Source organism: Pantoea sp. UBA5923, from assembly GCF_002431095.1.
Classification (GTDB): Bacteria; Pseudomonadota; Gammaproteobacteria; order Enterobacterales; family Enterobacteriaceae; genus Pantoea; species Pantoea piersonii.
In genome coordinates, this window is sequence record NZ_DJDN01000017.1 from 1 (window position 1) to 24,362 (window position 24,362).

General features: G+C 62.3%; 18 protein-coding genes. 9 read left to right on the top strand and 9 right to left on the bottom strand.

Translation table 11 applies throughout. From position 1 onward, the window contains the following. Positions 1–166 precede the first annotated feature (166 nt). On the top strand, positions 167–1,021 hold the full coding sequence (gene kdsA, locus B3797_RS03605; protein ID WP_096073022.1) for a 3-deoxy-8-phosphooctulonate synthase: 855 nt from the start codon (positions 167–169) through the stop codon (positions 1,019–1,021). Between the two features lie 83 nt (positions 1,022–1,104). Here the strand turns inward: kdsA and chaA are convergent, their stop codons facing one another. Next, positions 1,105–2,196 carry a sodium-potassium/proton antiporter ChaA gene (gene chaA, locus B3797_RS03610; protein ID WP_311790411.1) on the bottom strand — a complete coding sequence of 364 codons (1,092 nt, stop codon included), beginning with the start codon at positions 2,194–2,196 and terminating at the stop codon, positions 1,105–1,107. Between the two features lie 372 nt (positions 2,197–2,568). Between chaA and chaB the strand changes: the two genes are divergently transcribed. Next, complete coding sequence (chaB, locus tag B3797_RS03615; protein ID WP_033747642.1) at positions 2,569–2,799, top strand: putative cation transport regulator ChaB; 231 nt, start codon at positions 2,569–2,571, stop codon at positions 2,797–2,799. A 189-nt stretch (positions 2,800–2,988) separates the two neighbouring features. Then, positions 2,989–3,666 carry a gamma-glutamylcyclotransferase gene (locus B3797_RS03620; RefSeq protein WP_311790412.1) on the top strand — a complete coding sequence of 226 codons (678 nt, stop codon included), beginning with the start codon at positions 2,989–2,991 and terminating at the stop codon, positions 3,664–3,666. A 37-nt stretch (positions 3,667–3,703) separates the two neighbouring features. On the opposite strand, the gene B3797_RS03625 is transcribed toward B3797_RS03620, so the two are convergent. The 8 genes from B3797_RS03625 to B3797_RS03660 all read right to left on the bottom strand — a co-directional run bounded on the left by B3797_RS03625 (position 3,704) and on the right by B3797_RS03660 (position 12,720). Continuing rightward, positions 3,704–5,149, bottom strand: a complete 1,446-nt coding sequence (locus B3797_RS03625; protein WP_311781593.1) for a serine/threonine-protein kinase — start codon at positions 5,147–5,149, stop codon at positions 3,704–3,706. 44 nt (positions 5,150–5,193) lie between these two features. Further along, on the bottom strand, positions 5,194–6,147 hold the full coding sequence (locus tag B3797_RS03630) for a hypothetical protein (protein ID WP_311790413.1): 954 nt from the start codon (positions 6,145–6,147) through the stop codon (positions 5,194–5,196). 14 nt (positions 6,148–6,161) lie between these two features. Beyond that, the gene (locus tag B3797_RS03635) at positions 6,162–6,938 is read right to left on the bottom strand and encodes a serine/threonine-protein phosphatase (RefSeq protein ID WP_311781591.1); all 777 of its coding nucleotides are present in this window, start codon (positions 6,936–6,938) and stop codon (positions 6,162–6,164) included. Beyond that, positions 6,935–8,059 carry a type VI secretion system-associated FHA domain protein TagH gene (tagH, locus tag B3797_RS03640; protein ID WP_311790414.1) on the bottom strand — a complete coding sequence of 375 codons (1,125 nt, stop codon included), beginning with the start codon at positions 8,057–8,059 and terminating at the stop codon, positions 6,935–6,937. The genes B3797_RS03635 and tagH overlap by 4 nt, the downstream gene beginning before the upstream one ends. A gap of 36 nt (positions 8,060–8,095) precedes the next feature. Beyond that, positions 8,096–8,794, bottom strand: a complete 699-nt coding sequence (gene tagF, locus B3797_RS03645) for a type VI secretion system-associated protein TagF (protein ID WP_311781589.1) — start codon at positions 8,792–8,794, stop codon at positions 8,096–8,098. 14 nt (positions 8,795–8,808) lie between these two features. After that, positions 8,809–10,923 carry a type VI secretion system membrane subunit TssM gene (gene tssM / locus B3797_RS03650; RefSeq protein ID WP_311790415.1) on the bottom strand — a complete coding sequence of 705 codons (2,115 nt, stop codon included), beginning with the start codon at positions 10,921–10,923 and terminating at the stop codon, positions 8,809–8,811. Beyond that, positions 10,923–12,140, bottom strand: a complete 1,218-nt coding sequence (gene icmH / locus B3797_RS03655) for a type IVB secretion system protein IcmH/DotU (protein ID WP_311790416.1) — start codon at positions 12,138–12,140, stop codon at positions 10,923–10,925. Before icmH ends, tssM begins: the two co-directional genes overlap by 1 nt. Positions 12,141–12,225: 85 nt before the next feature. Further along, positions 12,226–12,720 (bottom strand): SH3 domain-containing protein, encoded by a 495-nt coding sequence (locus B3797_RS03660; RefSeq protein WP_311782239.1) that lies wholly within the window; start codon positions 12,718–12,720, stop codon positions 12,226–12,228. Positions 12,721–13,218: 498 nt separating this feature from the next. Here B3797_RS03660 and B3797_RS03665 point away from each other — a divergent pair, with 498 nt between their 5' ends. From B3797_RS03665 to B3797_RS03690, 6 genes are all read left to right on the top strand, one after another. Continuing rightward, positions 13,219–14,448 (top strand): nitrate- and nitrite sensing domain-containing protein, encoded by a 1,230-nt coding sequence (locus tag B3797_RS03665; protein WP_311790417.1) that lies wholly within the window; start codon positions 13,219–13,221, stop codon positions 14,446–14,448. 306 nt (positions 14,449–14,754) lie between these two features. Beyond that, positions 14,755–16,020: a CmpA/NrtA family ABC transporter substrate-binding protein gene (locus B3797_RS03670; RefSeq protein ID WP_311790418.1), complete on the top strand. Its 1,266-nt coding sequence runs from the start codon at positions 14,755–14,757 to the stop codon at positions 16,018–16,020. Next, entirely contained in the window at positions 16,017–16,883 is an 867-nt protein-coding gene (ntrB, locus tag B3797_RS03675) for a nitrate ABC transporter permease (RefSeq protein WP_311781584.1), read from the top strand. Before B3797_RS03670 ends, ntrB begins: the two co-directional genes overlap by 4 nt. A gap of 9 nt (positions 16,884–16,892) precedes the next feature. Further along, positions 16,893–17,681 (top strand): ABC transporter ATP-binding protein, encoded by a 789-nt coding sequence (locus B3797_RS03680; protein WP_126688789.1) that lies wholly within the window; start codon positions 16,893–16,895, stop codon positions 17,679–17,681. Positions 17,682–17,691: 10 nt separating this feature from the next. Continuing rightward, positions 17,692–21,756, top strand: coding sequence for a nitrite reductase large subunit NirB (gene nirB / locus B3797_RS03685; RefSeq protein ID WP_311790419.1), 4,065 nt, complete (start codon positions 17,692–17,694; stop codon positions 21,754–21,756). Beyond that, complete coding sequence (locus B3797_RS03690) at positions 21,753–24,353, top strand: nitrate reductase (RefSeq protein WP_311790420.1); 2,601 nt, start codon at positions 21,753–21,755, stop codon at positions 24,351–24,353. Before nirB ends, B3797_RS03690 begins: the two co-directional genes overlap by 4 nt. Positions 24,354–24,362 lie beyond the last annotated feature (9 nt).

Consider the following 24,362-nt stretch of genomic DNA (forward strand, 5'->3'; position numbering starts at 1 on the left):
TCTATGCTCAGCTGGAATGCGAGCATATTGCGTTAAACGATTTAACTTATTTCGTTGAGCACTGTCCTGAGGACCCGGTCAGCGAAATGATCAAAGTGCAAATTCACGCAATTGAACAGAAACAGGTGACGCTGCACTAAGCGCACCACACAGTTAAGGAAAGGGCATGACTCAGAAAGTCGTCACTATTGGTGATATCAAGGTCGCTAACGATCTGCCATTTGTGCTGTTTGGCGGCATGAACGTGCTGGAATCGCGCGATCTCGCCATGCGTATTTGCGAACACTACGTTAAGGTCACCGACAAGCTCGGCATTCCGTACGTGTTCAAGGCCTCTTTTGACAAGGCGAACCGCTCTTCCATCAAATCCTATCGCGGTCCAGGCCTCGAAGAGGGCATGAAGATTTTCCAGGAGCTGAAGCAGGCGTTTGGCGTGAAGATCATTACCGACGTGCACGAGGCGGCGCAGGCGCAGCCGGTGGCCGACGTAGTAGATGTGATCCAGCTGCCGGCGTTTCTGGCGCGTCAGACCGACCTGGTTGAAGCGATGGCGAAAACCGGCGCGGTCATCAACGTGAAGAAGCCGCAGTTCGTCAGCCCGGGTCAGATGGGCAATATCGTGGATAAGTTCGCGGAAGGCGGCAACGATAAGGTTATTCTGTGCGATCGCGGCAGCAACTTTGGCTATGACAATCTGGTTGTCGACATGCTCGGCTTCAACGTGATGAAAAAAGTCACCAATAACAGCCCGGTGATTTTCGACGTGACCCATGCGCTGCAGACGCGCGATCCGTTCGGCGCTGCCTCTGGCGGCCGTCGCGCTCAGGTGGGCGAGCTGGCGCGTGCCGGTATGGCGGTCGGTATTGCCGGTCTGTTTATCGAAGCGCATCCGGATCCGGATCACGCGAAATGCGACGGCCCGTCCGCGCTGCCGCTGGATAAGCTTGAGCCGTTCCTGGTGCAGATGAAAGCGATTGACGATCTGGTGAAGAGCTTCCCGGAGCTGGATACCAGCAAATAAGCTGCGCTTCACCAGGCAAAATAAAAAAGAGCGAGAGATCGCTCTTTTTTTTCGTCGCTTTGCTGCCTGGGCGCGGCGGGTTGCTAAAGCATGATGGTAAGGAGATAGCCCGCAAATAAGGCCAGGTGCGCGGCGCCGTTCAGCACATTGGTGCGTCCGGTGGAAAAAGAGATCTGGCACAGGATCAGCACCGCCGACATCATGACCATCTGCGGCGGCTCAAGGCCAAACACCAGCTGCTGGCCGGTCAGCGTGGCGATAATCGTTACCGCCGGTACGGTCAGAGAAATGGTCGCCAGTACGGAGCCGAAGAAGAGATTCATGGCGCGTTGTACCTGATTCATCAGCACCGCCTTCAGCGCGCCCAGTCCTTCCGGCGACAGGATCAGCAGCGCGACCAGAAAGCCGGTGAACTGCGCAGGCGCATTAAACTCCGACAGCAGTTGCTCCAGCGTCGTGGCGTTCATCTTGGTGACGCTGATAACCGCAATCAGATGCACGATCAGCCAGACGGTATGCCAGACGCTGCTGTGCGCAGAAGGCTTGCCGTGATGGGGGTCGCCATCGTCGCTGTCGTCCTCATGCTCGTAGACAAACAGGCTCTGATGCGTGCGCGTCTGGATCAGCAGGAAAACGCCATACATCGCTGCCGAAATCGCCGCAATCAGCAGCGCCTGGGTGGTAGTGAAGTTGCCGCCCGGCAGCGCGTTGGGAAACACCAGCACCAGTATCGCCAGCGGAAAGATGGCGATCAGATACTGCTTTACCCCGGCGAGATTCACATACTGAGTGGCGAACTTACGCCCGCCCAGCAGCAGCGAGAACCCGACCAGCCCGCCGGTGACAATCATAATGATGGAGTAGAGCGTGTCGCGCATCAGGGCTGGCGCGGCGTCGCCGGTCGCCATCAGCGCGGAGATCAGGCTGACCTCAAGGATAACCACCGACAGACTCAGGATCAGCGAGCCGTAAGGTTCGCCCAGCCGGTGCGCCAGCACGTCGGCATGGCGCACCACGCTAAACGCGCTGCTGAGGATCGCGACCAGCGCCAGCAGGTTGATGCCGATAACCACGGGCAGGCCGTTTGCTCCGCCGAAGAAGAACAGGACGCCAAGGGCGGCAAGGGGAAGTATCAGCGAGAACTCTTTGTGACGTGTTTTTTCATAGGTAGTCATTCACCATCCTCTTAAGGGAAAAGCTTCGGCGAAACCCAAACGGGGCTTCACAAAAAGAGTAGAACTTTTATGTCGTCAGAGAGTGTAACTTTTCACCGTTTGCTATGTGGAAAATTTACCACTTTTTACTTTCAGTAAAATAATCTTCAACTGCGGTAAAAGAAACGGTAAAGATAAATTAGCTATTAAATTTCATTCGGTTAACTGTTTTAGTAAAACAAGCTCAACTGCTTTATTTGCGGTTTTTTGACAGGATAACCACGTTTTTTAGCGGCTTTATTCTACTTGTGCGTGGTACCGCAATGAAATCCAGGGTTGAAATTTTTAGCGCATACGCCAGGCTTAGATAAGGCCCTGAATGGAGGAGATGCAATGCCGTATAAGAACCGTGAAGCGCTGCCGGACAACGTTAAACATGTACTGCCGCCGCACGCGCAGGAGATCTATCAGAAGGCTTTTAACAGCGCCTGGGATCAGTACAAAGACAAGGATGAGCGCCGCGGCGATGAGTCGCAGGAAGAGGTCGCGCACAAAGTTGCCTGGTCGGCGGTGAAAAAGGAGTACGAAAAGGGCGATGACGATAAGTGGCACCCGAAAAAGTAACCCTCCACGAAAGGCCAGTGATACTGGCCTTTTTCTTAAATTACTTTAAATTTGTTGCTTATTCCTGGCCTTGAAAGCGTTGCGGAAAATGCATAATGTCAGCTAACGTTGCCGCTCACCGCGTCGCTCGTATGTCGATTTAACCAGGGAGCATGTTCGACAGGATGTAAGAGAAGTCAGGAGGTCGCATTGTTAACCCGAGAATTTTTATTAAAAGCAGACTGCAAAACGTCATTCGGCGATATTGAAGAGTCCCTGCTCTGGAGCTGCGAGCAGCGCGCCGCATCGCTGGCAGCCACGCTGGCCTGTCGTCCCGACCAGAGCCCGGTCTGGATCTTCGGCTATGGCTCGCTGATGTGGAACCCCATTTTTGAAGCGGACGAGGTTGCATCCGGCACGCTGGAAGGCTGGCACCGCGCCTTCTGCCTGCGCCTGATTGCCGGACGCGGCACCTCGTCCCATCCCGGCCGTATGCTGGCGCTGAAAGAGGGCGGATCAACCAGCGGGCTGGCGTTTCGCCTGCCGGAGACGCGCCTGCATGAAGAGCTGGAGCTGCTGTGGAAGCGCGAGATGATCACCGGCTGCTATCTGCCGACCTGGTGTGAGCTGACGCTGGAGGATGGCCGCAGCGTGACCGCGCTGGCCTTTATCATGGACCCGCGCCATCCACTCTATGAATCTGACTCCTGCCCGGAGGCTGTCGCGCCGCTGATCGCGGCGGCAAGCGGCCCGCTGGGCAGCAATGCGCAATATCTCTTTTCGCTGGAGCAGGAACTGGCGAAGCGCGGCATGGAGGAGGAGAGCTTAAGCCGTCTGGCGCATCAGGTACGTGCGCTACAGGCGGGAATGCACTGCGCGCAGGGGTAGCGGCTCGCGGCGTGCCGATCCACGCCGCGAAAGCGCATCAGTTCCCCGGATTCAGCAACCAGGTGCCTGGCTTATCAATCACCAGCGACTGCGCGCGCATGCTGGTTCCTGAGTGCACTTCAATACGATACTGACCAGCCGCCAGATTAAGCGCGGCGAAACCGTTGTTGCCGGTTTTCACCTCAACTGGCTGACCGTTCAGCACCACGTTGGCGCCGCGTTCCAGTTTAAGATAGACCGTCGCCAGCGCGGCGGGCGTGGCTGCTGCCGGCGGCGAATTATTGACGCCCGAGTTAGCCGCAACGGCTGGCGCTGCGTTTTCCGGCGTCGCGTCGCGTCTGTTAGTTAGCCAGGTCACCACGATCACCGCCAGCAGCGCGACCGCCGCCAGCGCCACCAGACCCGGCGACAAACGGCGCACGTTGCGCGGCGTCACCGGCTCAACGCTGGCCGAACCGTGATTCACCGCCATCACCACCGGCGCAGGCGTAACGATCTCCTCTTCCTCGACAACGGGCGCCGGGGCTGGCGCAGGCAGCGGCTCCGGCGCAGGCTGCAGACTATTCACCACCGCCTCCACGTCGCTGACGGGCAGGTCAATCAGCGCTGCAAAAGCGTCAATCGACTGCGGGCGATCGGCGGGCTTCATCGCCAGCGCGCAGTCCACCGCGTGCAGCAGCGGCAGCGAATAGCCCGCTGGCTTACGTTCAACCAGCGGCTGGTAGTTATCCTCGATGCAGCGCACCACGCTGACCGGCGGCGGATTGCTGGTGATCAGGCTGTGCAGCACCGCGCCGAGCGCATAAATATCGGTCCAGGGGCCCTGTTCGTTTTCACCCTCTTCGCTGTACTGCTCAATCGGCGCGAAGCCCGGCTTCAGCATAATCTCGGTTTCGTCTGACAGATTGCCGATCTCTTTGCGCGCCGAGCCGAAGTCGAGCAGAACCGGCAGCTGGTTTTCCTGAATCTGAATATTATCCAGCGAAATATCGCGATGCAGATAGCCCGCCTGATGAATCGTGCTGATGGCGCCGAACAGCGGCGGCAGCAGGCGACGGATCCAGGCTTCGTTCACCGCATCCGGGCTGGTAAGCTGCCACTCTTTCAGCGTCATGCCGCTGTAGTAGAGCGTGCCCATATAGGCGGTGCCGTTCTGTTCCCAGAAGCGCAGCACGTGCAGCAGGCCGGGATGGTTAAAGCGCGCCAGCAGACGCGCCTCCTGAATAAAGCTGGTCAGACCGGCATTAAAAAGCTTCTGATAGCGCTCGCCGCGTAGCTCAAGCGACATATCCTCTGCGCGTACCGCCAGCGATACCGGCATATACTCTTTAATAGCGATGGTGCGTTCGAGCTGATGATCCCACGCGCGGTAAACGATGCCAAAACCGCCGCCGCCAATCACTTCCTTGATTTCAAACTCGTTAAAACGGTATCCCGCAGGGAGCGCGTTGGGCACCGCTTTTTGATTATCATTTGCCGACATAGTGAACTCTCTGAACACCGCCTGGCAGGCAGGCTGCGCTGTAATTAATTGATGTTACGCCACGCACCTATCGCCGGATCAACCAGATCGGCGTGCAGGGTGTCGATCAGTAACACATTCACTTTTTGCTGTGGCATAAACTGCGGTCCCCAAAGACCGCGCAACGTTTCCACCCGCGATTTCACGGCGTCAGGGTCCTGCTGCGCCGTATTCTTATCCATTTTGACCAGTAGCGCGCCGTTAAAGCGCCAGACGTGGCTCGCCTCGTCGAAAGGCAGCACCAGCCAGCTGTCCGCCGCATCGGCGCGCGTGACGATCATGCGCTCTTTATTGACGGCGACAATCTGCAGTGAATTGCCGGAGATCGACAGATTCGCAACAGGGTAGCCCTGATAAAAGGTGACCGGCAGAGGCCTGTTTTTCCCCTTATCCGCTAAGATTATCTCGCTTTTGCCTTCCAGCCAGCCCTCCTGTGGGCACTGCGCTTTCGCGCTGTCGGGAATAAACAGCGACTGTCCATCGGCGTCCCATGAGGTGCGGAAGCGGCAGCCGCCAGGCAGATCGAAATGCTGCAGCGGCGCGGTATTGGCCGGACGTGACAGATCGAGCGGCGCGGCGTTAGCGGCGCTGGCGCTGGCGGTGGCGTCAGCCATCACAATGGGCCGCCAGTTTTGCAGTTTGCTGGCGCTGCCGCTGGCCAGTACGCCGCCCTCTTTGTTAGTCATTTGCCAGGGCAGTTCGTCCAGCGTGCCGCACTGGTTCGCCAGCAGCGTGCCGACACGCGGCAAAAACGTCGTCAGCACAGCAGAGTCGGTGCTTTTACCCGACACGATGCGCAGCGGCAGCGACTCTTTGCACCAGTCATCGGGCGCTTTGCTTTTTACGCCGTCAATAAAGACCTCCAGCGCCAGGCTGGGGGAATAAACCACGCGATAATCTTCGGCCTGCGCGCTGAAGGCGATAAGCAAGGTCGCAATGCCGGACAACCATAATTTCATAATGATCCCTGGTATCAGTCGCGGGGCGGCAAAAAGCGTGCCGAATCCGCCGCAGAATAAAGCAACGTGGCGTCCTGAGGTTCGCCGATCCACACAGAGAGCGCGCTGAGATTATCCTTCTTCACGCTGCGGCTGACCGCTTTTTCCATCAGGGCCAGCCACTCTTCGCAGGCATTTACCATACGCAATGCCTGCTCCATCTCCCTGGTCGTCAGGTTAAGCCAGAATCCGTCAGTGCAGACCAGAAAGGCGTCGCCATCCTCCAGCGCCAGCTCGGCGGAAAAGGTAACCGGACGCGCTGGATCCGCGCCGAGCGCATTATAAAGTAAATTACTGTTAATGCCGGTATTTTCATAGCCCGCATCCTTTAGCTGCTGCGCCAGACTGTGATCGCGCGTGACGTCGAACAGCGCGCCGTGGCGAAAATGATAAACCCGGCTGTCACCAGCGTGCGCCCACCAGGCGCGCCGCTGCGGGCGGTCAATAAACAGGGCGGCCAGCGTAGTGCTCATCTGCGAAAAACCAGGCTGCTGCGCCTGCGCCTGCCGCAGCGCCGCGCGGCAGTGCTCAATCGCCGCGTGGGTATTCTCCGGCGTCAGCCGGGGCTGGTCATTCAGCTCGGCCAGCAGGGTGTCGCGCACCAGCTGCGCGGCGCGATCGCCGCCTGACAGGCCCGCCACGCCGTCGCATACCACAAAGCAGGCTTTCTCCTCGGTAATTTCCGCGCCGGTGCGGTCCTGGTTCTCATCGCGCAGCCCCTGCTGGCAGCGACTGGCAAAAACAATCTTCATGCTTCATCCGTCCGGGTCTGCGAATCTTTGTACTGGTTGACTTCCACGTCGTAGGCGTGCAGAAAGGCCTCGCCGAACAGGGTATGGAAGTCATCTTCAATCTCGCCGGCGGTGCGCTGATAATTGCGCGTAAAGTAATCCCAGAGCGCGGCTTTTCGGGCGACAGAGAAGGGGAGTCTGGGCAGAACGCCCTCGCTGCGCGCCTGCTCTTCCAGACGCTGCGGGTTAAACGACTGCAGCATGGCGGCGATAATCGCGCGAATACCGGCGATCATGCCAAGCTGATGCGCCTGCAGATCCACCAGCGCGTCGCGCACCGCCTGTTCCGGCGGCATAAAGCCGGGCATCTGGCTCTGATACATCTGCATCAGCACCGTTTTGCCGGAAGGCAGGATTTTAAAGGGGTTATTCGCCTCATTCAGGATCATTGTCATATCCGCCTTAACGCCGCGCTTCAGGATCTGGCGCGACGACAGCAGCGCGACCGTACCCTGCGAAAAGAGGCTAAGCATACGTCCCGTAACGCGCATCTGCTCTTCATCAATAGGGGTGGCGTGGCCGTTGCTCAGCCCCATGCCCTCCAGCAGCGCGGCGATCAGTTTTTCCTGATCCTGCAAAGCGGCACCGGTCAAACGCGGCGACTCGCTTTTTTGCGGTTCGATCGCCAGCCGCGCGTCGCTGTGGCGCGATGCGGCAGGGGACGCAGAGACAACGCTTTCCACCGGCTCTGCGTCGAGGCCCAGCGGATCCTCCTCCAGCTGCATCTCACTGACAAACAGCGCCAGCGGGTCATCTTTCGCCGTGTCGGCGCGCGCCGGGTCCTGTACCGCAATCTGGTATTCGCCAATTTGCAGCGCATCGCCATGCTGCAGCCGAACCTGCATGCCCCGATCCAGCACGACGCCGTTATGCACCACCGAGGTTACGCTGCCCTGGCTGGTCAGGCGACACTCGCCGTCGGCGGAAAGGTGTACCAGCGCCTGCAAACGCGAAATGGCGCGCGATTCATCCGGCAATACCAGATCGTTATCCTGGCTACGGCCAATAGTGCCGCCGGGCGGCTGAAACGCCACGGTTTTTACCGGAACATCCGTATTGCACTGCACAATGGTAAATTGCATGAGTCATCCCGTGTCTGATGGGCAAACGCAAGGCCGTTATTCGAACATTGGCGGATAGAGGCCGTTACGTCCCGGCTGTGTACCTGCCGCCGGGTTAAAAAGTAGTGAAAACAGTTGCGCCGTCAGGTTGCCGCTGTGCTTGTGAGTCGCATGGGCGAAGCCATCGCAGCGATTGGTCCACCAGTAGCTGATATGCTGCTGCGGATCGAACCGGTCCGCCGCCTCGCGCCAGCTCAGGGTACAGGGCAGATCGCTGAAACCAATCACCTCCATAATGTCGGAGCGCTGCTTCTCCGGCACCAGCAGCGGCGGCAACGCCTGAATCTGCTGCTCCAGCTGCGCGGCGGCGATCTGCACCCGTACCGCCTGGTAGAGCGTGGCGCCTAAGTCCTGAAACCAGTCGCCGGATATGGCGAGCTGTGCCGGATGCCACTGGCTGAGCGGAAAGGTGCGCAGCGCCAGCAGCGGCCAGGCGCGCCCCACGCGGTCACATGAGGGCATCAGGCAGCCCATCTGCACCTGCTGCACCCCCGGCGTAACCGGCAGGACGAAGTTCCACACTGGCGCCTGCAGAAACCAGCTGGTGGCCGCCTGCTCCTGGCTGTGCCAGTGCATCAGCCCTTGCTGAAACCAGTGGGTCCAGGGCGCGATATGTTTTTCACTCAACCGGTGGCGCAGGAAATCGCCGGTTGAGGGGAGCTTCCCGTACCAGCCGGGAGCGACGATCGCAGCCATCTCTCACCTCATCATTACTCGCTATGCGCGGTCAATCGCTTCGCGGCCACCGCAGGGGTGACGGCCAGCGCGCTGCCTTCCCGACCCGCATTTTTAAGATTTTCCGCAAGTTTACGCATCATCAGCGCATTGTCGCGCGCATAGGGCGAAGACTGAATCTGCTGATCCAGCAGCTGGCTGAGGTGCCAGTCGAGCTGCTGCAGATCGCGCGCGCTGACGTTCTCAGGCAGCGAGTGCTGCAAATTCTGCATCAGCCAGGCGCGCAGAAATTCACCGTCATAGTTGCGCGGCTGGTAGAGCATCTGATAGGCACGCAGCGCGTTGCGGCTGTATTCATTATCATCGCCCTTGTCGTTTCGCAGCAGATTAGTGATCTGCTGCGCGACGCGCGGTAATAGCAAAGACTTTAGCGCATTTTGATAAAGCGCCCAGGCCGCGTCGCTGACCTGGGTGCCGCGATAAAGCCCGGCGCGCATAGTAACAGGCGGATTATCCAGAGAAAAATGATCGGAGAGCGGCAATTTCACCAGGTTGTTCAAAAAGGGAAGCAGATCAAAAATATTATCGGCTGGCTGATGGATCACCTGCTGGCTCTGCTTCACGATGGTCGGCACGCGATCCGCCACCTGGCTGAGATAGCGCTGGTTCTGGAAAAAGCTAATCAGCCAGAGTCCCGAGGCGATAGTCAGCGCGCCCGCCAGCACGCCGTAACCAATCCAGTGAAACAGCTGATTACGGTGCTCCCAGTGGCGGTTGCTGCCGGCAAGGCCGCTTTCGCGAAACACCAGATCGCTGAGGAGATCGCGAATAAAAAAGCTCTGCCCCTTATTGCCGGGAATCGGGCTGTTGCGGTTAACGCTGTCCCAGGCGGCGATGGTCTGACCGCTCGCCTGCGGCAGCTGCAGCTTGCGGCTCAGCTCGCCCATAATGCGGTCGAAGGGCAGGCCCTCCTGGGTGCCGCTGGTAAAAAAGAGTCCGCGGGCGCTCCAGGCGATCGACTCCTGCTGACCGGAGAAAACCACGTCGAGATACTCGTTCAGCAGCGGGCGCAGCGAGGCGAACTCCTGCGGAAAGAGGAAACAGTCGGCGCGCTGGTTAAGGTCACGCTCCTGCGCCATTTTGTGGCTCAGCTGCTGCTGAAGCTGACGCTCCAGACGGTGGAACTGCTGATTAAAGCTGCGATGCCAGTCGTCTTTATGCGGCTTGCCCGGCTCCCAGGGGAAGGTAAAGCCCCAGATAGCGTCGCGCTGGCGTTTCTCCAGCGCGACGAAATAGCCCATAAACCCCTTCAGCAGATCGGTCTTGGTCACCATGACATAAACCGGAAAGTGAATACCGGTCTGCTGGTGCAGCTCGCTCAGGCGGTTGCGCATGGCGCTCGCCTGGGCAAAGCGCGTCTCGGCGGATTCACTCAGCAGATCGGCCACGCTGAGCGTCATGATCACGCCGTTGATCGGCTGGCGCGTGCGGTAGCGCTTCAGCAGGTTAATAAAGCTGTGCCACTCCCCGGCGTCGCGCGCGCGCTGGCTCTCCTGCAGGGTATAGCGTCCGGCGGTGTCGATCAGCACCGCCTGGTCGGTAAACCACCAGTCGCAGTGGCGGGTGCCACCGACGCCGCGGATTGCGGTTTTGCCGACGCTGTCGGTCAGGGGAAAATCGAGCCCGGCATTCAGCAGCGCGGTAGTTTTACCCGCGCCAGGAGCGCCGATCACCAGATACCACGGCAGCTGATAGAGATAGCTGGAGTGCATGCGCGCCAGCCAGCGGCTGTTGCTCTTGCGGCTAAAGGGCATGCGTTTTAGCTGCGTCACCGCCTCGCTGAAGCGCTGAGTAAGCAGCTCTTCAGTCGCCTGCCGCTCGGAGAGATCTTCCGCGCTGGTCTGCTGTAGCGTAGTGAGCAGCTTGCTGTTAAACCAGGCGCGATAGAGCGAAGGGATAAACTGAAACAAAATCCAGATAAAAAAGAGTGCGCCTACCGTCAGCTGGCGCGGCAGTTCAGGCTCCAGCGGTCGGGTTTCCCCCCAACTCCAGAGCGGGCCGAGGATCCAGACGAGGCAGCTCAGCGCCGTAACGCCGATAAAGCTCCAGAGCAGGCGATGGGTCAAAACAGGGCGTAAGGATGCGCGCATTACTGAGCTCCTTGATGATTGCCAAGCGTTTCCGGCGCGGCAAACAGGGTGATCTCAACGCGACGATTGCGTGTCCGGTTTTCATTGCTGTCGTTGGGCAGCAGCGGATCGCTGTCGCCGCGTCCTTCAGAACGGATCGCGTGGCCGTCGGCGAGCTGCGTCTGCAACAGCTGCGTCACCGCGCGGGCGCGAGCGAAGGAAAATTCATAGCTGGAGGCGAAGCGGCTGTTATCTACCGGACGATTGTCGGTAAAGACCGACACCAGCACCGTACCTTTAACGTTCTTCATCGCCGTGGCGACGCGGGCCAGCAGCGCGCGGCCCACCGGATTAATGGCGGTGCCCTGTTCGGCGAACAGCTTATCGGCGGGGATAATCACTTTACTGCCGAAGGCGCCGTCGCTGACTTCAAGCTGACCGGCGGCAATCACGTCGTTGAGGCGCTGACGCAAATCAAGCAGCGCCTGGGGCGAGGAGGGGCGACGCCCGACGGTGATCTGCGGCAGCGGCGTCTGGTAAATCGCACGCAGCAGCGGTTCGGCGTCGTTGCCCAGCCGCCAGTTAAGGGCGCTGTAGAGCAGGCAGGCGATCAGCGCGGCGAGGGTAGCGCAAGCCCAGAGCGGAATCATCGGGCGGGAGATGCTGCTGACCAGCGGATGCACCTCGACCAGCGGCCTGGCGTTCTCGCTTTGCGGCTGCCGCGTTTCCTCAATCAGCTTCGCGAGGCGCTTGCGGATGGCGTCGCACTGCACCCGTCCGCTGTCGCTGCCGCGATAGCGGCCTTCGTAGCCGAGCAGCAGACAGTAGTGCACCATTTCCAGCAGCCAGAGATGCTGGGCCGGACTCTGCGATATGCGCGACAGCAGCTGGAAAAATTTTTCGCCGCCCCAGCTTTCGTTATGGAAGGTAACCAGCATGCCGTTGCCTGACCAGACGCCGCGCGTGCCCCATGGGGTTTGAGCGGCAGCCTCATCCAGCGCGCTGCACAGGCAGTAGCGCGCGCCAATAATCATCTCGAACGGCAGCCCGGCCTGTTTGCAGCGCTGCTCGAACTGACGGATTTCATCAATCAGCGACTGACGCAGGCCCGCGGGATCGTCGTGCGTGACCGCCTGGCGAAGCTGCACCACGGCATTCAGCAGCGGCGCCGCAGCCTGTAATAAAAGATTATCGTTGCCCGAGGCGTTCACCTCTGCGGCCTGCGATTCTTGTGTCATTAACGGGGATTCTTCCAGACAAGAACAAATCCCTGAGTGGCTAGCTCAGGGATTACGTACTGGCAATATGCGCCGGATTTCATTATCAGTCTAAGATCCAGGTCGCGGTATCGTTGGTGCGGCACGCTTTACTGGCGCCGCCGACATCGACACAGACCTGCTTATTCTTACCGCGCGGGCGAGGGCGATCGCTGCGCAGGGTCGCGTCGTAGCGGCTGCTTTCCACGCCCGCTTTCAGCGGAACATAGCCAATCAGCGGGCCGTCAGCCTGGTCGGCGATCGCCAGCCAGTGGTTTTCGACGCTGCCCAGCACTTCGAACGGCTTACCGTTTTCAAGGTAACGCACCACTTTGCCGCCATAATCGGGCGTGGTCATCACCGAAGCTGCGTAGAGCGCGCGCCAGGTCTCATTAACCGGGGTAAATTCGGCAGGCGCGGCGACCGCATGACGATGAACTAACTTAACGCCATTGACTTCGCTGGTGACCAGCGTGTCATCGGTGACAGACGGCGGCGGTGCTTTACAGCCTGCCAGGGTCAATGTCGCCAGCAGCATTAACGCAAGACTCTTTTTCACCATGTTCCTCGATTTCATCAGAGTAACTGCATAATACGCCGCCATCGTCATCCCTGTGACGACCTGCGCGCTGCATCATGCCTTCACAGCATCAGCTAAAAAAACGGACAAATTACATCAGGATAGTACTGCATCCAGTCTACCTAAGACTTTTGAGATTTCAAACCATTGCGCTCACGCTAAAGCCATGCTAGCAAGCCTGGCGCACGGCGCGCAAAAATGCCAAAAAACGTCGCTGAGTAGTTCAGTTAAACGAAATTTACTAATGAATAACGTAACGCGATGAATTATGAAGCAGCCTATTTTGTCATGCGTCTCAGGGAATAGGAAATTATTAAATTTTTTTAATTGCTTCTGCGCTATGGGTTACGCCTGGCACTTTTTGCACGCCTATCATTTTCAGAAAATCCGGGTGAGGGCGATCGCATTCTTTTCTTAAAGCGGCACAGCTTTTGCTTCATTTTGCCCTGAAAACAGGACTCAAATGAGAAGGTGATCCCCATGACCGACGCGCTGGCATACCTCCAGGCATCGCGCGACAGCGATATCGCCAGCCTGCAACGACTGCTGCATACCGGCCAGCTGATTGCGGCGCTGAGCGAACTGATCCACCAGCTGCAACGCGAGCGCGGCGCCAGCAATATCTGGATCTGCTCCCAGGGCCGGCTGTTTGGCCAGGAGCGCCTGGCGCGCGAGCAGGAGGTGGGCGCCGCGATCCGGGACTTTACACAGGCCTTACCGCCCGCCGCCGCCCATCCTGGCGACAGCCGCTTCTGCAATCTGATCGCTGCCGCGCTGCAGACGCTGGCGGCGCTGCCTGCGCTGCGCGCGCAGATGCTGGCGGGCGAGCGCGATCAGGCGCAGGCGATGCAGGCGTTCAACCAGGTCATCCGTACCTTGCTGAACCTGGTGTTCGAGGCGGCCGATACCGCCAGCCATCCCGATATTTCCCGCGCGCTGATTGCGCTGTTCAGTTTTATGCAGGGTAAGGAGCTGGCGGGACAGGAGCGCGCGACCGGCTCGGCAGGTTTCGCCGCCGGGCGCTTCAGCGAGGAGCAGCGTCAGCGTATGGTGGCGCTTATCGCGGCGCAGGAGCAGAGCTTCGCCACCTTCAGCCAGTTTGCCGACGCCGACGCGCTGGCCCGCTGGCGTCCGCTCGCCGCCGCCAGCCGGGAAGTCGAGCGGCTGCGGCGCATCGCCTGCACGCTTGGCCAGGCGGATGAGTCGGGTACGCTGCGCTGGTTCTCTCTGCTCAGCGCCCGGATCGATCAGATGAAAACCCTTGAAGACCACCTTACCGCTACGCTGATGACCCGCTGCCGTCAGGCTATCCATGCCGCGCAAAGCGAGGCCGCACAGCCGATTCAGGCGGCAGATCAGAGCTTCAGCCTCTATATCGCCGGTGCCGACTGGCTGCCGGAAGAGCAGACCCACCTGCACAGCGACGGGCTGGCGCATCAGCTTGGCCGCTCGGTTCTGTCGCTGGTGCGCGAGCAGGCGCAGCGTCTGCAGCGCCAGGCGGACGAGCTGGCGACGATGCGCGCCACCCTGGAGGAGCGGCGGGTAATCGATCAGGCGAAAGCCTGGCTGATGCAGCAGCATGACTACACCGAACAGGCCGCGTGGCAGGCGCTGCGCAAAAGCGCCATGAACCAGAATAAGCGCATTATCGACATTGCCCAGGCGGTACTGGCGGTCGCCGCGATGGCGCAGCCGCCCGCAGGGCAATGAGTTAAGCGCGGGTCAGAGAGCAACGCGCGCAGCCGCTACCTCATGAGAGGTAGATGCACAACGGCTGTGCGCAAGCTGCGTTAGCGGAGTGCATTCGTCTGGATTAGCCGCGCCAGAAGCCGCGTCGCCGCAGGCTGTGCAAGCTGGCACGCTCTTTGCTCTGATTTAAATGAAGCTGGTTAAATGAATTCGCACCTGTTTCGCCAACGGCGGCGAAACACGTGCTCTGGATAAAGGCGTCCATCCGCATGCGCAGGCATGTCGGTCGGACGCCTTTTTTTATTCTCTTTTTTCAGGAAGCGAGCGATGAGCCACTCCTCTTTTTCCGCCTCACGGCGCAAGCTATTACTCGCCAGCGCCGTCGCTGGCGGCGCATATCTGCTGCCGGGGCTGCGCAGCGCCGTCTGGGCCGCCGGTTCAGACGCGCCGGAAAAGGCCAGCCTGCGCGTCGGCTTTATCCCGCTCACCGACTGCGCGCCGGTGGTGATGGCGGCGGTGAAGGGCTTCGATAAAAAATATGGTCTGACGCTGCAGCCGAGCAAAGAGGCGAGCTGGGCGGCGGTGCGCGACAAGCTCACCTCCGGCGAGCTGGACGCCGCCCACGCGCTTTACGGCATGATCTACGGCCTGCAGCTGGGCGTGGCGGGGCCGCAGCATGATATGGCCAGCCTGATGACGCTCAACAATAACGGCCAGGCGATTACGCTCTCCAGTCAGCTAAAGGCCCAGGGCATCACCGACGCCGCCAGCCTGAAGCGTGCGGTGGCGGCCCAGCCGAAAGGCGCCTTTACCTTCGCGCATACCTTTCCCACCAGCACCCATGCCATGTGGCTCTACTACTGGCTCGCCAGCGCGGGCATTCATCCCTTTGACGACGTGCGCACCCTGGTCGTGCCGCCGCCGCAGATGGTGATGAATATGAAGATCGGCAATATGAGCGGCTTCTGTGTCGGCGAGCCGTGGAACCAGCGCGCCATCAGCGACAACATCGGCTTCACCGTCGCGACCTCACAGCAGATCTGGCCGGATCATCCAGAGAAGATCCTCGCCACCCGCGCCGAGTGGGTCAAAACCTTTCCTAACAGCGCCCGCGCGCTGACCGCTGCGGTGCTGGAGGCGGCGCGCTGGATAGACGCCTCCGACGATAACCGCCGCGAAACCGCCGCGGTGCTGGCGCAGCGCGCCTGGATCAATACCCGGGTTGAAACCCTTGAGGGACGCATGCTCGGGCAGTACCAGGACGGCCTCGGCAAAAGCTGGCAGGAGGCCCATCCGATGCGCTTCTTCCACGACGGCGCGGTGAGCTTCCCCTGGCTCTCCGACGGCATGTGGTTCCTGACCCAGATGAAGCGCTGGGGCATGCTCAGCGCCGAGCCGGACTACCTTGCGGTGGCGCGCCGGATCAACCGTATCGACATCTACAAACAGGCGGCGTCAGCCGTCGGAAACGTCGCGCTGCCGCAAAGCGAACTGCGCAGCAGCACCCTGATAGACGGCAAGGTATGGGACGGCAGCGATCCTGCCGCTTACGCCGCCGGTTTCGCCCTGAACCGCCAGGAGAAGCAGAAATGAAGAAAATCGCTCAGATAAGCGCGCCGACGGCCGTCGAGCCCGGCACTGTTGTCACCCTCAACCTGACACCGAAACGCGCGGTCCGCCCGCCCCGTCTGCGTCCGCTGATGCAGCGCCTGATCCCGGCGCTGTGCGGTCTGCTGCTGATGCTGCTGGTGTGGCAGATCGCCGCGCTGTGGAGCAGCGGCTTCCCGACGCCCTACGCCACCTGGCAGGCGGCGCTGACGCTGTTCGCCGATCCCTTTTATAACGCCGGGCCGAACGATCAGGGCATCGGCTGGAACGTGCTCGCCTCGCTGCAGCGCGTCGCCGTCGGGTTCGGGCTGGCGGCGCTGGTGGGGATCCCCGCGGGCTTTCTGCTGGGCCGCTTCACCTTTGTATCGCGCATGTTCAGCCCCATCGTCGCGCTGCTGCGTCCGGTCAGCCCGTTAGCCTGGCTGCCCATCGGCCTGCTGCTGTTTCAGCGCGCTGAGCCTGCCTCCAGCTGGACCATTTTTATCTGCTCCATCTGGCCGATGGTGATCAACACCGCCGAAGGGGTGCAGCGTATTCCGCAGGACTACCTCAACGTGGCGCGCGTGCTGCAGCTTTCAGAGTGGACGGTGATGCGCCGCATCCTTTTTCCCGCGGTGCTGCCTGCGGTGCTGACCGGCGTGCGTTTGTCGATCGGCATCGCCTGGCTGGTCATCGTCGCCGCCGAAATGCTCACCGGCGGCCTCGGCATCGGCTTCTGGATCTGGAACGAGTGGAACAACCTCAACGTGGAGAACATCCTCATCGCCATTCTGGTTATCGGCGTGGTGGGGCTGTTGCTGGAGCAGGGCCTGATGCTGCTGGCCCGCCGTTTTACCTGGGATAAATAAGGAGCCGCTATGTCACCGATTATTCGCGTTCAGCAGGTCAGTCAGCGTTTTACGACGGCGGGCGGCGACTTCCTCGCCCTGGATAACGTTTCGTTCGACATTCATGAAGGAGAGACCCTCAGCCTGATTGGGCACTCGGGCTGCGGCAAATCGACGCTGCTCAACCTGATCGCCGGGCTGACCGCGCCGAGCAGCGGCGTGCTGCTGTGCGATAACCGCGAAATCGCCGGGCCAGGGCCGGAGCGCGCAGTGGTGTTTCAGAACCATTCGCTGCTGCCCTGGCTGACCGCCTGGCAGAACGTGGAGCTGGCGGTGCGGCAGGTGTTCAACGGCCGCATGGATAAAGCGGAAATGGCGGAGTGGATTGAGCACAACCTGAACCGCGTGCAGATGAGCCATGCGATGCACAAGCGTCCCGGCGAGATCTCCGGCGGCATGAAGCAGCGCGTCGGTATTGCGCGCGCGCTGGCGATGAAGCCGCGCGTCCTGCTGCTCGACGAGCCGTTCGGCGCGCTCGATGCCCTGACGCGCGCGCATTTGCAGGAGAGCGTGATGCGCATTCAGCAGGAGCTGAACACCACGATCGTGCTGATCACCCACGACGTCGACGAGGCGGTGCTGCTCTCTGACCGGGTGCTGATGATGACCAACGGCCCGGCGGCGAAGGTGGGCGAGATACTGAATATCGATCTCCCCAGGCCGCGTTCGCGGGTCGCGCTGGCGGATGACGCACGCTACCACCAGCTACGCCAGCAGATCCTGCATTTCCTTTATGAAAAACAGACCTCGGCAGCCTGAGGAGCCGCATATGAAGCAACGGCTGCTGGTGGTGGGTAACGGCATGGCGGGAATGCGCATGGTGGAAAATCTGCTGCGTCTCGCGCCGGATCGTTACGCCATCACGGTGATCGGACGCGAGCCGTACGGCAACTATAACCGCGTGCTGCTCTCGCCGGTGCTGGCGGGTGAGAAAAGCTTCGAGGAGACGCTGATTCACTCGCGCGACTGGTACCAGCGACAGGGCGTCACGCTGCTGGCGGGCGAAACGGTGCAGGCGGTCGATCTCGCTGCGCGTCAGCTTCGCACCGATCGGCGCGCGCTGGCGTGGGATCGGCTGGTGTTCGCCACCGGCTCGCGCCCGCGGCTGCCCGCCATACCCGGCATTGCGCAGCCGCAGGTCTATGGCTTTCGCACGAAAGAGGATGTCGATGCGCTGCTGGCCAGCGCGGGGCCGGTAGTGGTGCTGGGCGGCGGTTTTCTCGGTATCGAGGCCGCTGCCGCGCTGCGCGCGCAGGGGCGCGAGGTGACGCTGCTGCACCATAAAGCCTGGCTGCTGGATCGCCAGCTGGATGCCCACGCGGGGGCGCTGCTGTGCAGGCAGCTGGAATCGCGCGGCCTGCGCGTGGAGCTTAACAGCGGACTGGCTGAGGTGACCGCAGCGGGCGTCGTACTGTCAGACGGCCGCACGCTGCCCGCCGCGCAGGTGGTGATCGCCATCGGTGTTGAGCCAGAGATCGCCGTCGCGGCGGCGGCGGGCGTGCCCTGTCGGCGCGGCATCCTGGTGGATCGCCAGCTGCGCAGCGCGCGACCCGACGTCTACGCGCTCGGCGAATGCTGCGAAATCAGCGGCGAAACCTTTGGCCTGGTGGCGCCCTGTCTGGCGCAGGCGGACGTGCTGGCGGCGCAGCTGGCCGATCGGCCGATCGCTGATTTCCGTTACCAGGAAAACGGCACCCGCCTCAAGGTGAGCGGCATCTCGCTGTTCAGCGCGGGCGATATTCGCGAGGCGGAGAGCTGCACCAGCTTCGATCCTCTCTCCGGCGACTATCGCCGCTTGTTTCTGCGCGACGGTCGCCTGTGCGGCGTGCTGCTCTACGGCGACTGCCAGCAGGCCGCGCCGCTGCTGGCAACACTACAGGCGGGCGAAAACGCCGCTCTTCACACCCTTTTTGATAATCAACCCGAAGCGCAGCCGCAGGCTGCAGGAAGCCCGATGATGAGTAAACCGGTATTAGCCGTGGTCGGTCACGGCATGGTCAGTCACCATTTCCTTGAGCAACTGGTGGCGCGCGCGCTGCATCAGCGCTATCACATCGTGGTCTACGGCGAAGAGCGGCAGCCCGCCTATGACCGCGTGCATCTCTCCTCCTTTTTCGACGGCAAAAGCGCGGCGGATTTATCGCTGGTTGATGAGAACTTTTTTGCCGCGTACGGCATAGAACTGCGCAGCGGCTGTCAGGTCGTCGCTATTGATCGTCAGCAGCGTAGCCTGCGCGACAGCCGCGGCGACGAGCTGGCATGGGACAAGCTGGTGCTCGCCACCGGCTCGCGCGCCTTTGTGCCGCCCATCCCTGGCCACGACGACCCGCGCTGCTTCGTCTACCGCACGCTGGACGATCTCGACGCTATCTCCGCCTGCGCGCGCGGCAGCCGTCGCGGCGTGGTAATTGGCGGCGGCCTGCTGGGGCTGGAAGCGGCCAACGCGCTGCGCCAGCTCGGGCTGGAGACGCATGTGGTCGAGTTCGCGCCGCGCCTGATGGCGGTGCAGCTGGATGAGGGCGGCGCGCAGATGCTGCGGCGGAAAATCGACGCGCTTGGCGTGCAGGTGCATACCGCTAAGCAGACGCAGCGCATCGACCGCGAGGCGGACGGCAGCCTGACGCTGCACTTCGCCGACGGCGAAACCCTGTCCACCGATCTGCTGCTCTTTTCGGCGGGCATCCGTCCGCGCGACGAGCTGGCGCGCGAGGCGGGGTTAACCCTCGGGCCGCGCGGCGGCATTGAGATCAACGACCTCTGCCAGACCAGCGACGACGCGGTGTTCGCCATCGGTGAGTGCGCGCTCTGGAACGGGCAGGTCTTCGGCCTGGTGGCGCCCGGCTACCAGATGGCGCGGGTGCTGGCGGGGTACCTCGCCGACGAGGCGAGCGCCTTTAGCGGCGCGGATATGAGCACCCGTCTCAAGCTGCTTGGCGTTGAGGTCGCCTCGTTCGGCGACGCGCATGGCCGCACTCCAGGCAGCCAGAGCTACTTCTGGACTGACGAACCTAAAGGCGTCTACAAGAAAATCGTCGTATGCGGCGAAGGTAAGACCCTGCTTGGCGGCGTACTGGTGGGCGACAGCGGCGACTACAGCACGCTGCTGCAGCTAATGCTGAATAAGATGGCGCTGCCTGACGCGCCGGAGAGCCTGATCCTGCCCGCGCTGGCGGGCGCACCGGCCCGCACATCGGGCGTGGCGGCGCTGCCTGAGAGCGCCCAGGTCTGCTCCTGCCATAACGTCAGCAAGGGTGATATCTGCGCCGCTGTGCAGGGCGGCTGCGGCGATCTGGCGGCGGTGAAGCAGTGTACCCGCGCGGCTACCGGCTGCGGCGGCTGTTCGGCGCTGGTCAAACAGGTTATGGAGAGCGAGCTGGCGAACCTCGGCGTCGAGGTGAAAAAGGATATTTGCGAGCATTTCGCCTGTTCGCGTCAGGAGCTTTATCACCTGATCCGCGTCGGCGAGCTAAAGAGCTGGGACGCCCTGCTGGCGGCCCACGGGCGCGGCCACGGCTGTGAGGTCTGCAAGCCGCTGGCGGCGTCGCTGCTTGCCTCCTGCTGGAACGACTACCTGCTCAAACCGGCGCACCTGCCGCTGCAGGACACCAACGATCGCTATTTCGCCAATATCCAGAAAGATGGCAGCTATTCCGTGGTGCCGCGCGTGCCGGGCGGCGAGATCACGCCGCAGGGGCTGATCGCTATCGGCGAGGTGGCGGCGCGCTACGATCTCTACACCAAAATCACCGGCGGCCAGCGTATCGATCTTTTTGGCGCGCGGCTGGACCAGCTGCCCGCCATCTGGGAAGCGCTGCTGGCGGCAGGCTTTGAAACCGGCCACGCCTACGGCAAATCGCTGCGCACAGTAAAATCCTGCGTCGGCTCCAGCTGGTGCCGCTACGGCGTGCAGGACTCTACCGCCTTCGCCATTGCGCTGGAGCACCGCTACAAGGGGCTGCGCGCGCCGCACAAGATCAAGATGGCGGTGTCGGGCTGCACCCGCGAGTGCGCCGAAGCGCAGAGCAAGGATATTGGCGTTATCGCCACCGAGAAGGGCTGGAATCTCTACGTCTGCGGCAACGGCGGCATGAAGCCGCGCCATGCCGATCTCTTCGCCAGCGATCTCGATGACGAGACGCTGATCCGCTACGTCGACCGTATCCTGATGTTCTATGTGCGCACCGCCGACCGGCTGCAGCGCACCAGCGTCTGGATGGATAACCTCGAAGGCGGCCTCGACTATCTGCGTCAGGTGGTCATTGAAGATAGCCTGGGCATCGCGGCGACGCTGGAGGCGGAGATGCAGCATGTGGTCGCAAGCTACCAGTGCGAATGGCAAACCACGCTGGCGGATCCGTCGCGACGCGCACTCTTCACCGCCGCAGTTAACAGCGACAGGCCGGACGAGACGCTGCACTACGACCGGGTGCGCGAGCAGCGCCAGCCTGCGGCGCAGTCGCGTATCCCGCTGCTGCAGCTGCCCGCCGAACCCTGGAGCGCGCTGTGCGACTTTACGGCGGTGCCGCCGCAGGCGGGCATCGGCGCGCGGCTCGGCAGTGAGCGCATCGCGCTGTTCCGCTTCGGCGATGCGCTTTACGCGCTGGAGGATCGCGAGCCGGGCAGCGACGTCAGCGTGCTGTCGCGCGGCATTCTTGGTGATGTGGCGGGCGAGCCGGTGGTGATCTCGCCGCTCTATAAACAGCGCGTGCGGCTGCGCGACGGGCAGAGCCTCGACAACCCGCAGCACCAGCTGCGCTGCTGGCCGGTGAAGCTGGAAGCGGGGCGCATCTGGGTGGCGAACCGGCCGCTGAAGCTGATGGCGGAGGCCTCATGAATACCACCTGTCCCTACTGCGGCGTTGGCTGCGGCGTCAGCGTGCGCGCCGACGGCGCGGTCACGGGCGACGCCAGCCATCCGGCGAACCTCGGACGTCTGTGCGTCAAGGGTGCGGCGCTGGGCGAAACCCTGCACGCCAGCGGGCGGCTGCTGTGGGCGCAGGTGGATGGCGAACGCGTATCGCTCGATGCGGCGCTGGAGAGCGCCGCCGCACGCCTGCGCGCCATTATCGATCGACACGGCCCGGAGGCGGTGGCGATCTACGCCTCCGGGCAGCTGCTTACCGAGGATTACTACGTCGCCAACAAGCTGATGAAGGGCTATCTCGGCGCGGCCAATATCGACACCAACTCGCGGCTGTGCATGGCCTCGGCGGTGGTGGGCTATAAGCGCGCCTTTGGCGCAGATGCGGTGCCCTGCTGCTATGAAGATTTCGCCGAGGCGGATCTGGTGGTGCTGGCAGGCTCTAACGCCGCCTGGACGCATCCGGTGGCGTATCAGCGGCTGGTACAGGCGAAGCAGCAGCGCCCGGCGATGCGCGTGGTGGTTATCGATCCGCGCCGCACCGCAAGCGCCGATCTGGCGGATCTGCACCTGCCGCTGCGGCCGGGCAGCGACGGCGCGCTGTTCAGCGGCCTGCTTAACTGGCTGGCGCAGCATGACGCCATCGACAGCGAGATGCTGCCGCACCTGAACGGCGTGGCGGAAACGCTGGAGGCCGCGCGGCCCTGGACGCTGGCGCGCGCGGCGGATGCCTGCGCGCTGGATCGCGACCAACTTGCCCAGTTCTATCAGCTGTTTACCGGCAGCGATCGCGTGCTGACGCTCTGGTGCATGGGCATTAATCAGTCAGCGAGCGGCAGCGACCACAACAACGCTATCCTTAACGCTCATCTGCTGAGCGGCAAGCTGGGCCGCGTGGGCTGCGGGCCATTCTCGCTGACCGGTCAGCCTAATGCTATGGGCGGACGCGAGGTGGGCGGACTGGCGAATCAGCTGGCGGCGCATATGGGTTTCAGCGACGCGGAGTGTGACCGGCTGCAGCGCTTCTGGGGCAGCCCGACGGTGGCACGTCGGCCTGGCCTGACCGCCGTCGCGCTGTTTGAGGCGGTGGCGCGCGGCGCGGTGAAGGCGGTGTGGATCCTGGGCACCAACCCGGCGGTATCGATGCCCGAAGGCAACCGGGTGGCGCAGGCGCTTGCCGCCTGTCCGCTGGTGATCGTCTCCGACGTGATGGCGCATACCGACACCACGGCGTTCGCTGATATTCTGCTGCCCGCCCTGGGCTGGGGCGAGAAAAACGGCACCGTCACCAACTCCGAACGGCGCATCTCGCGCCAGCGCGCATTTGCCCCGCCGCCCGGCGAGGCGAAGCCGGACTGGTGGCTGCTGGCGCAGGTGGCGCAGCGGCTCGGCTTCGGCGACGCCTTCGGCTGGCAGCATCCGGCGGAAATCTTTCGCGAACACGCCGCGCTCTCCGGCTTTGAAAACCAGGGGCAGCGCGCCTTTGACATCAGCGGGCTGGCGCAGCTCAGCAACGAGGCGTGGGATCGGCTGAAGCCGGTGCAGTGGCCGGTTAACGCGCGCTTCCCGCAGGGCTGCGCCCGGCTGTTCGGCGATCGCCGCTTTTTCCATGCCGACGGAAAAGCGCGGCTGCTGCCCTGCGCTGCGCCGCTGGATGACCCGACCAGCGAGGCGTATCCGCTGCTGATGAACAGCGGGCGCATTCGCGATCAGTGGCACACCATGACGCGCACCGGCGATGTGCCGCGTCTGATGCAGCATATCGACGAGCCTTTTATCGCGCTGCATCCCGCAACGGCGCAGAGCCGGGGCCTTGTCAGCGGCGAGCTGGCGCGGGTGCAGTCAACGCATGGCTGGATGATCGGGCGGGTGCGTTTCGACAGCGGCATGCGGCTTAACGAGCTGTTTGCGCCGATGCACTGGAACCGCCAGTTTGCGCTGCAGAGCAACGTCGATGCGCTGGTGACGGCGCGCTGCTGTCCTGCGTCGGGCCAGCCGGCGCTGAAGCAGACGGCGGTGCGTATCCAGCCGCTGCGCACCGGCTGGCAGGGCTGGCTGTGGCAGCGCGAAGTTGCTGCGCCGGCCGGGCTGCGCTACTGGACGCGCGCGCCGCAATCGGGCGCGCAGCGGCTGACGCTGGCGGGCGACGGCAACGCGCGCGACTGGGCGCAGGCGCAGCTGGCAACCCAGGGTATGCAGCTCCAGCAGGCGCAGGGCGCGGCGGGAGAGTATCGGCTGCTGGCATGGCGCGCGGGCGAACTGCAGCTGGCGTTCTACGCCGCGCCGCGCCTGCCGCTGCTCGACCATGAACTTATCGCCGCCGCCTTTCGCGCGCCGCCCGCCGACGCCGCCGGACGTTTTGCGCTGCTGGCGGGCCGGGCGGCACAGGGCAACGGCGCGGGGCGCATCATCTGTAGCTGCTTCGGCGTCGGTGAAACGGCGATCAGGCAGGCCGTGGCGCAGGGCTGCGACTCGCCTGCGGCGCTGGGCGCCGCGCTGAAGTGCGGCACCAACTGCGGCTCCTGCCTGCCTGAACTGAAACTGCTGTTATCAACGCCGGCGACGGCGTAACGGAGAATG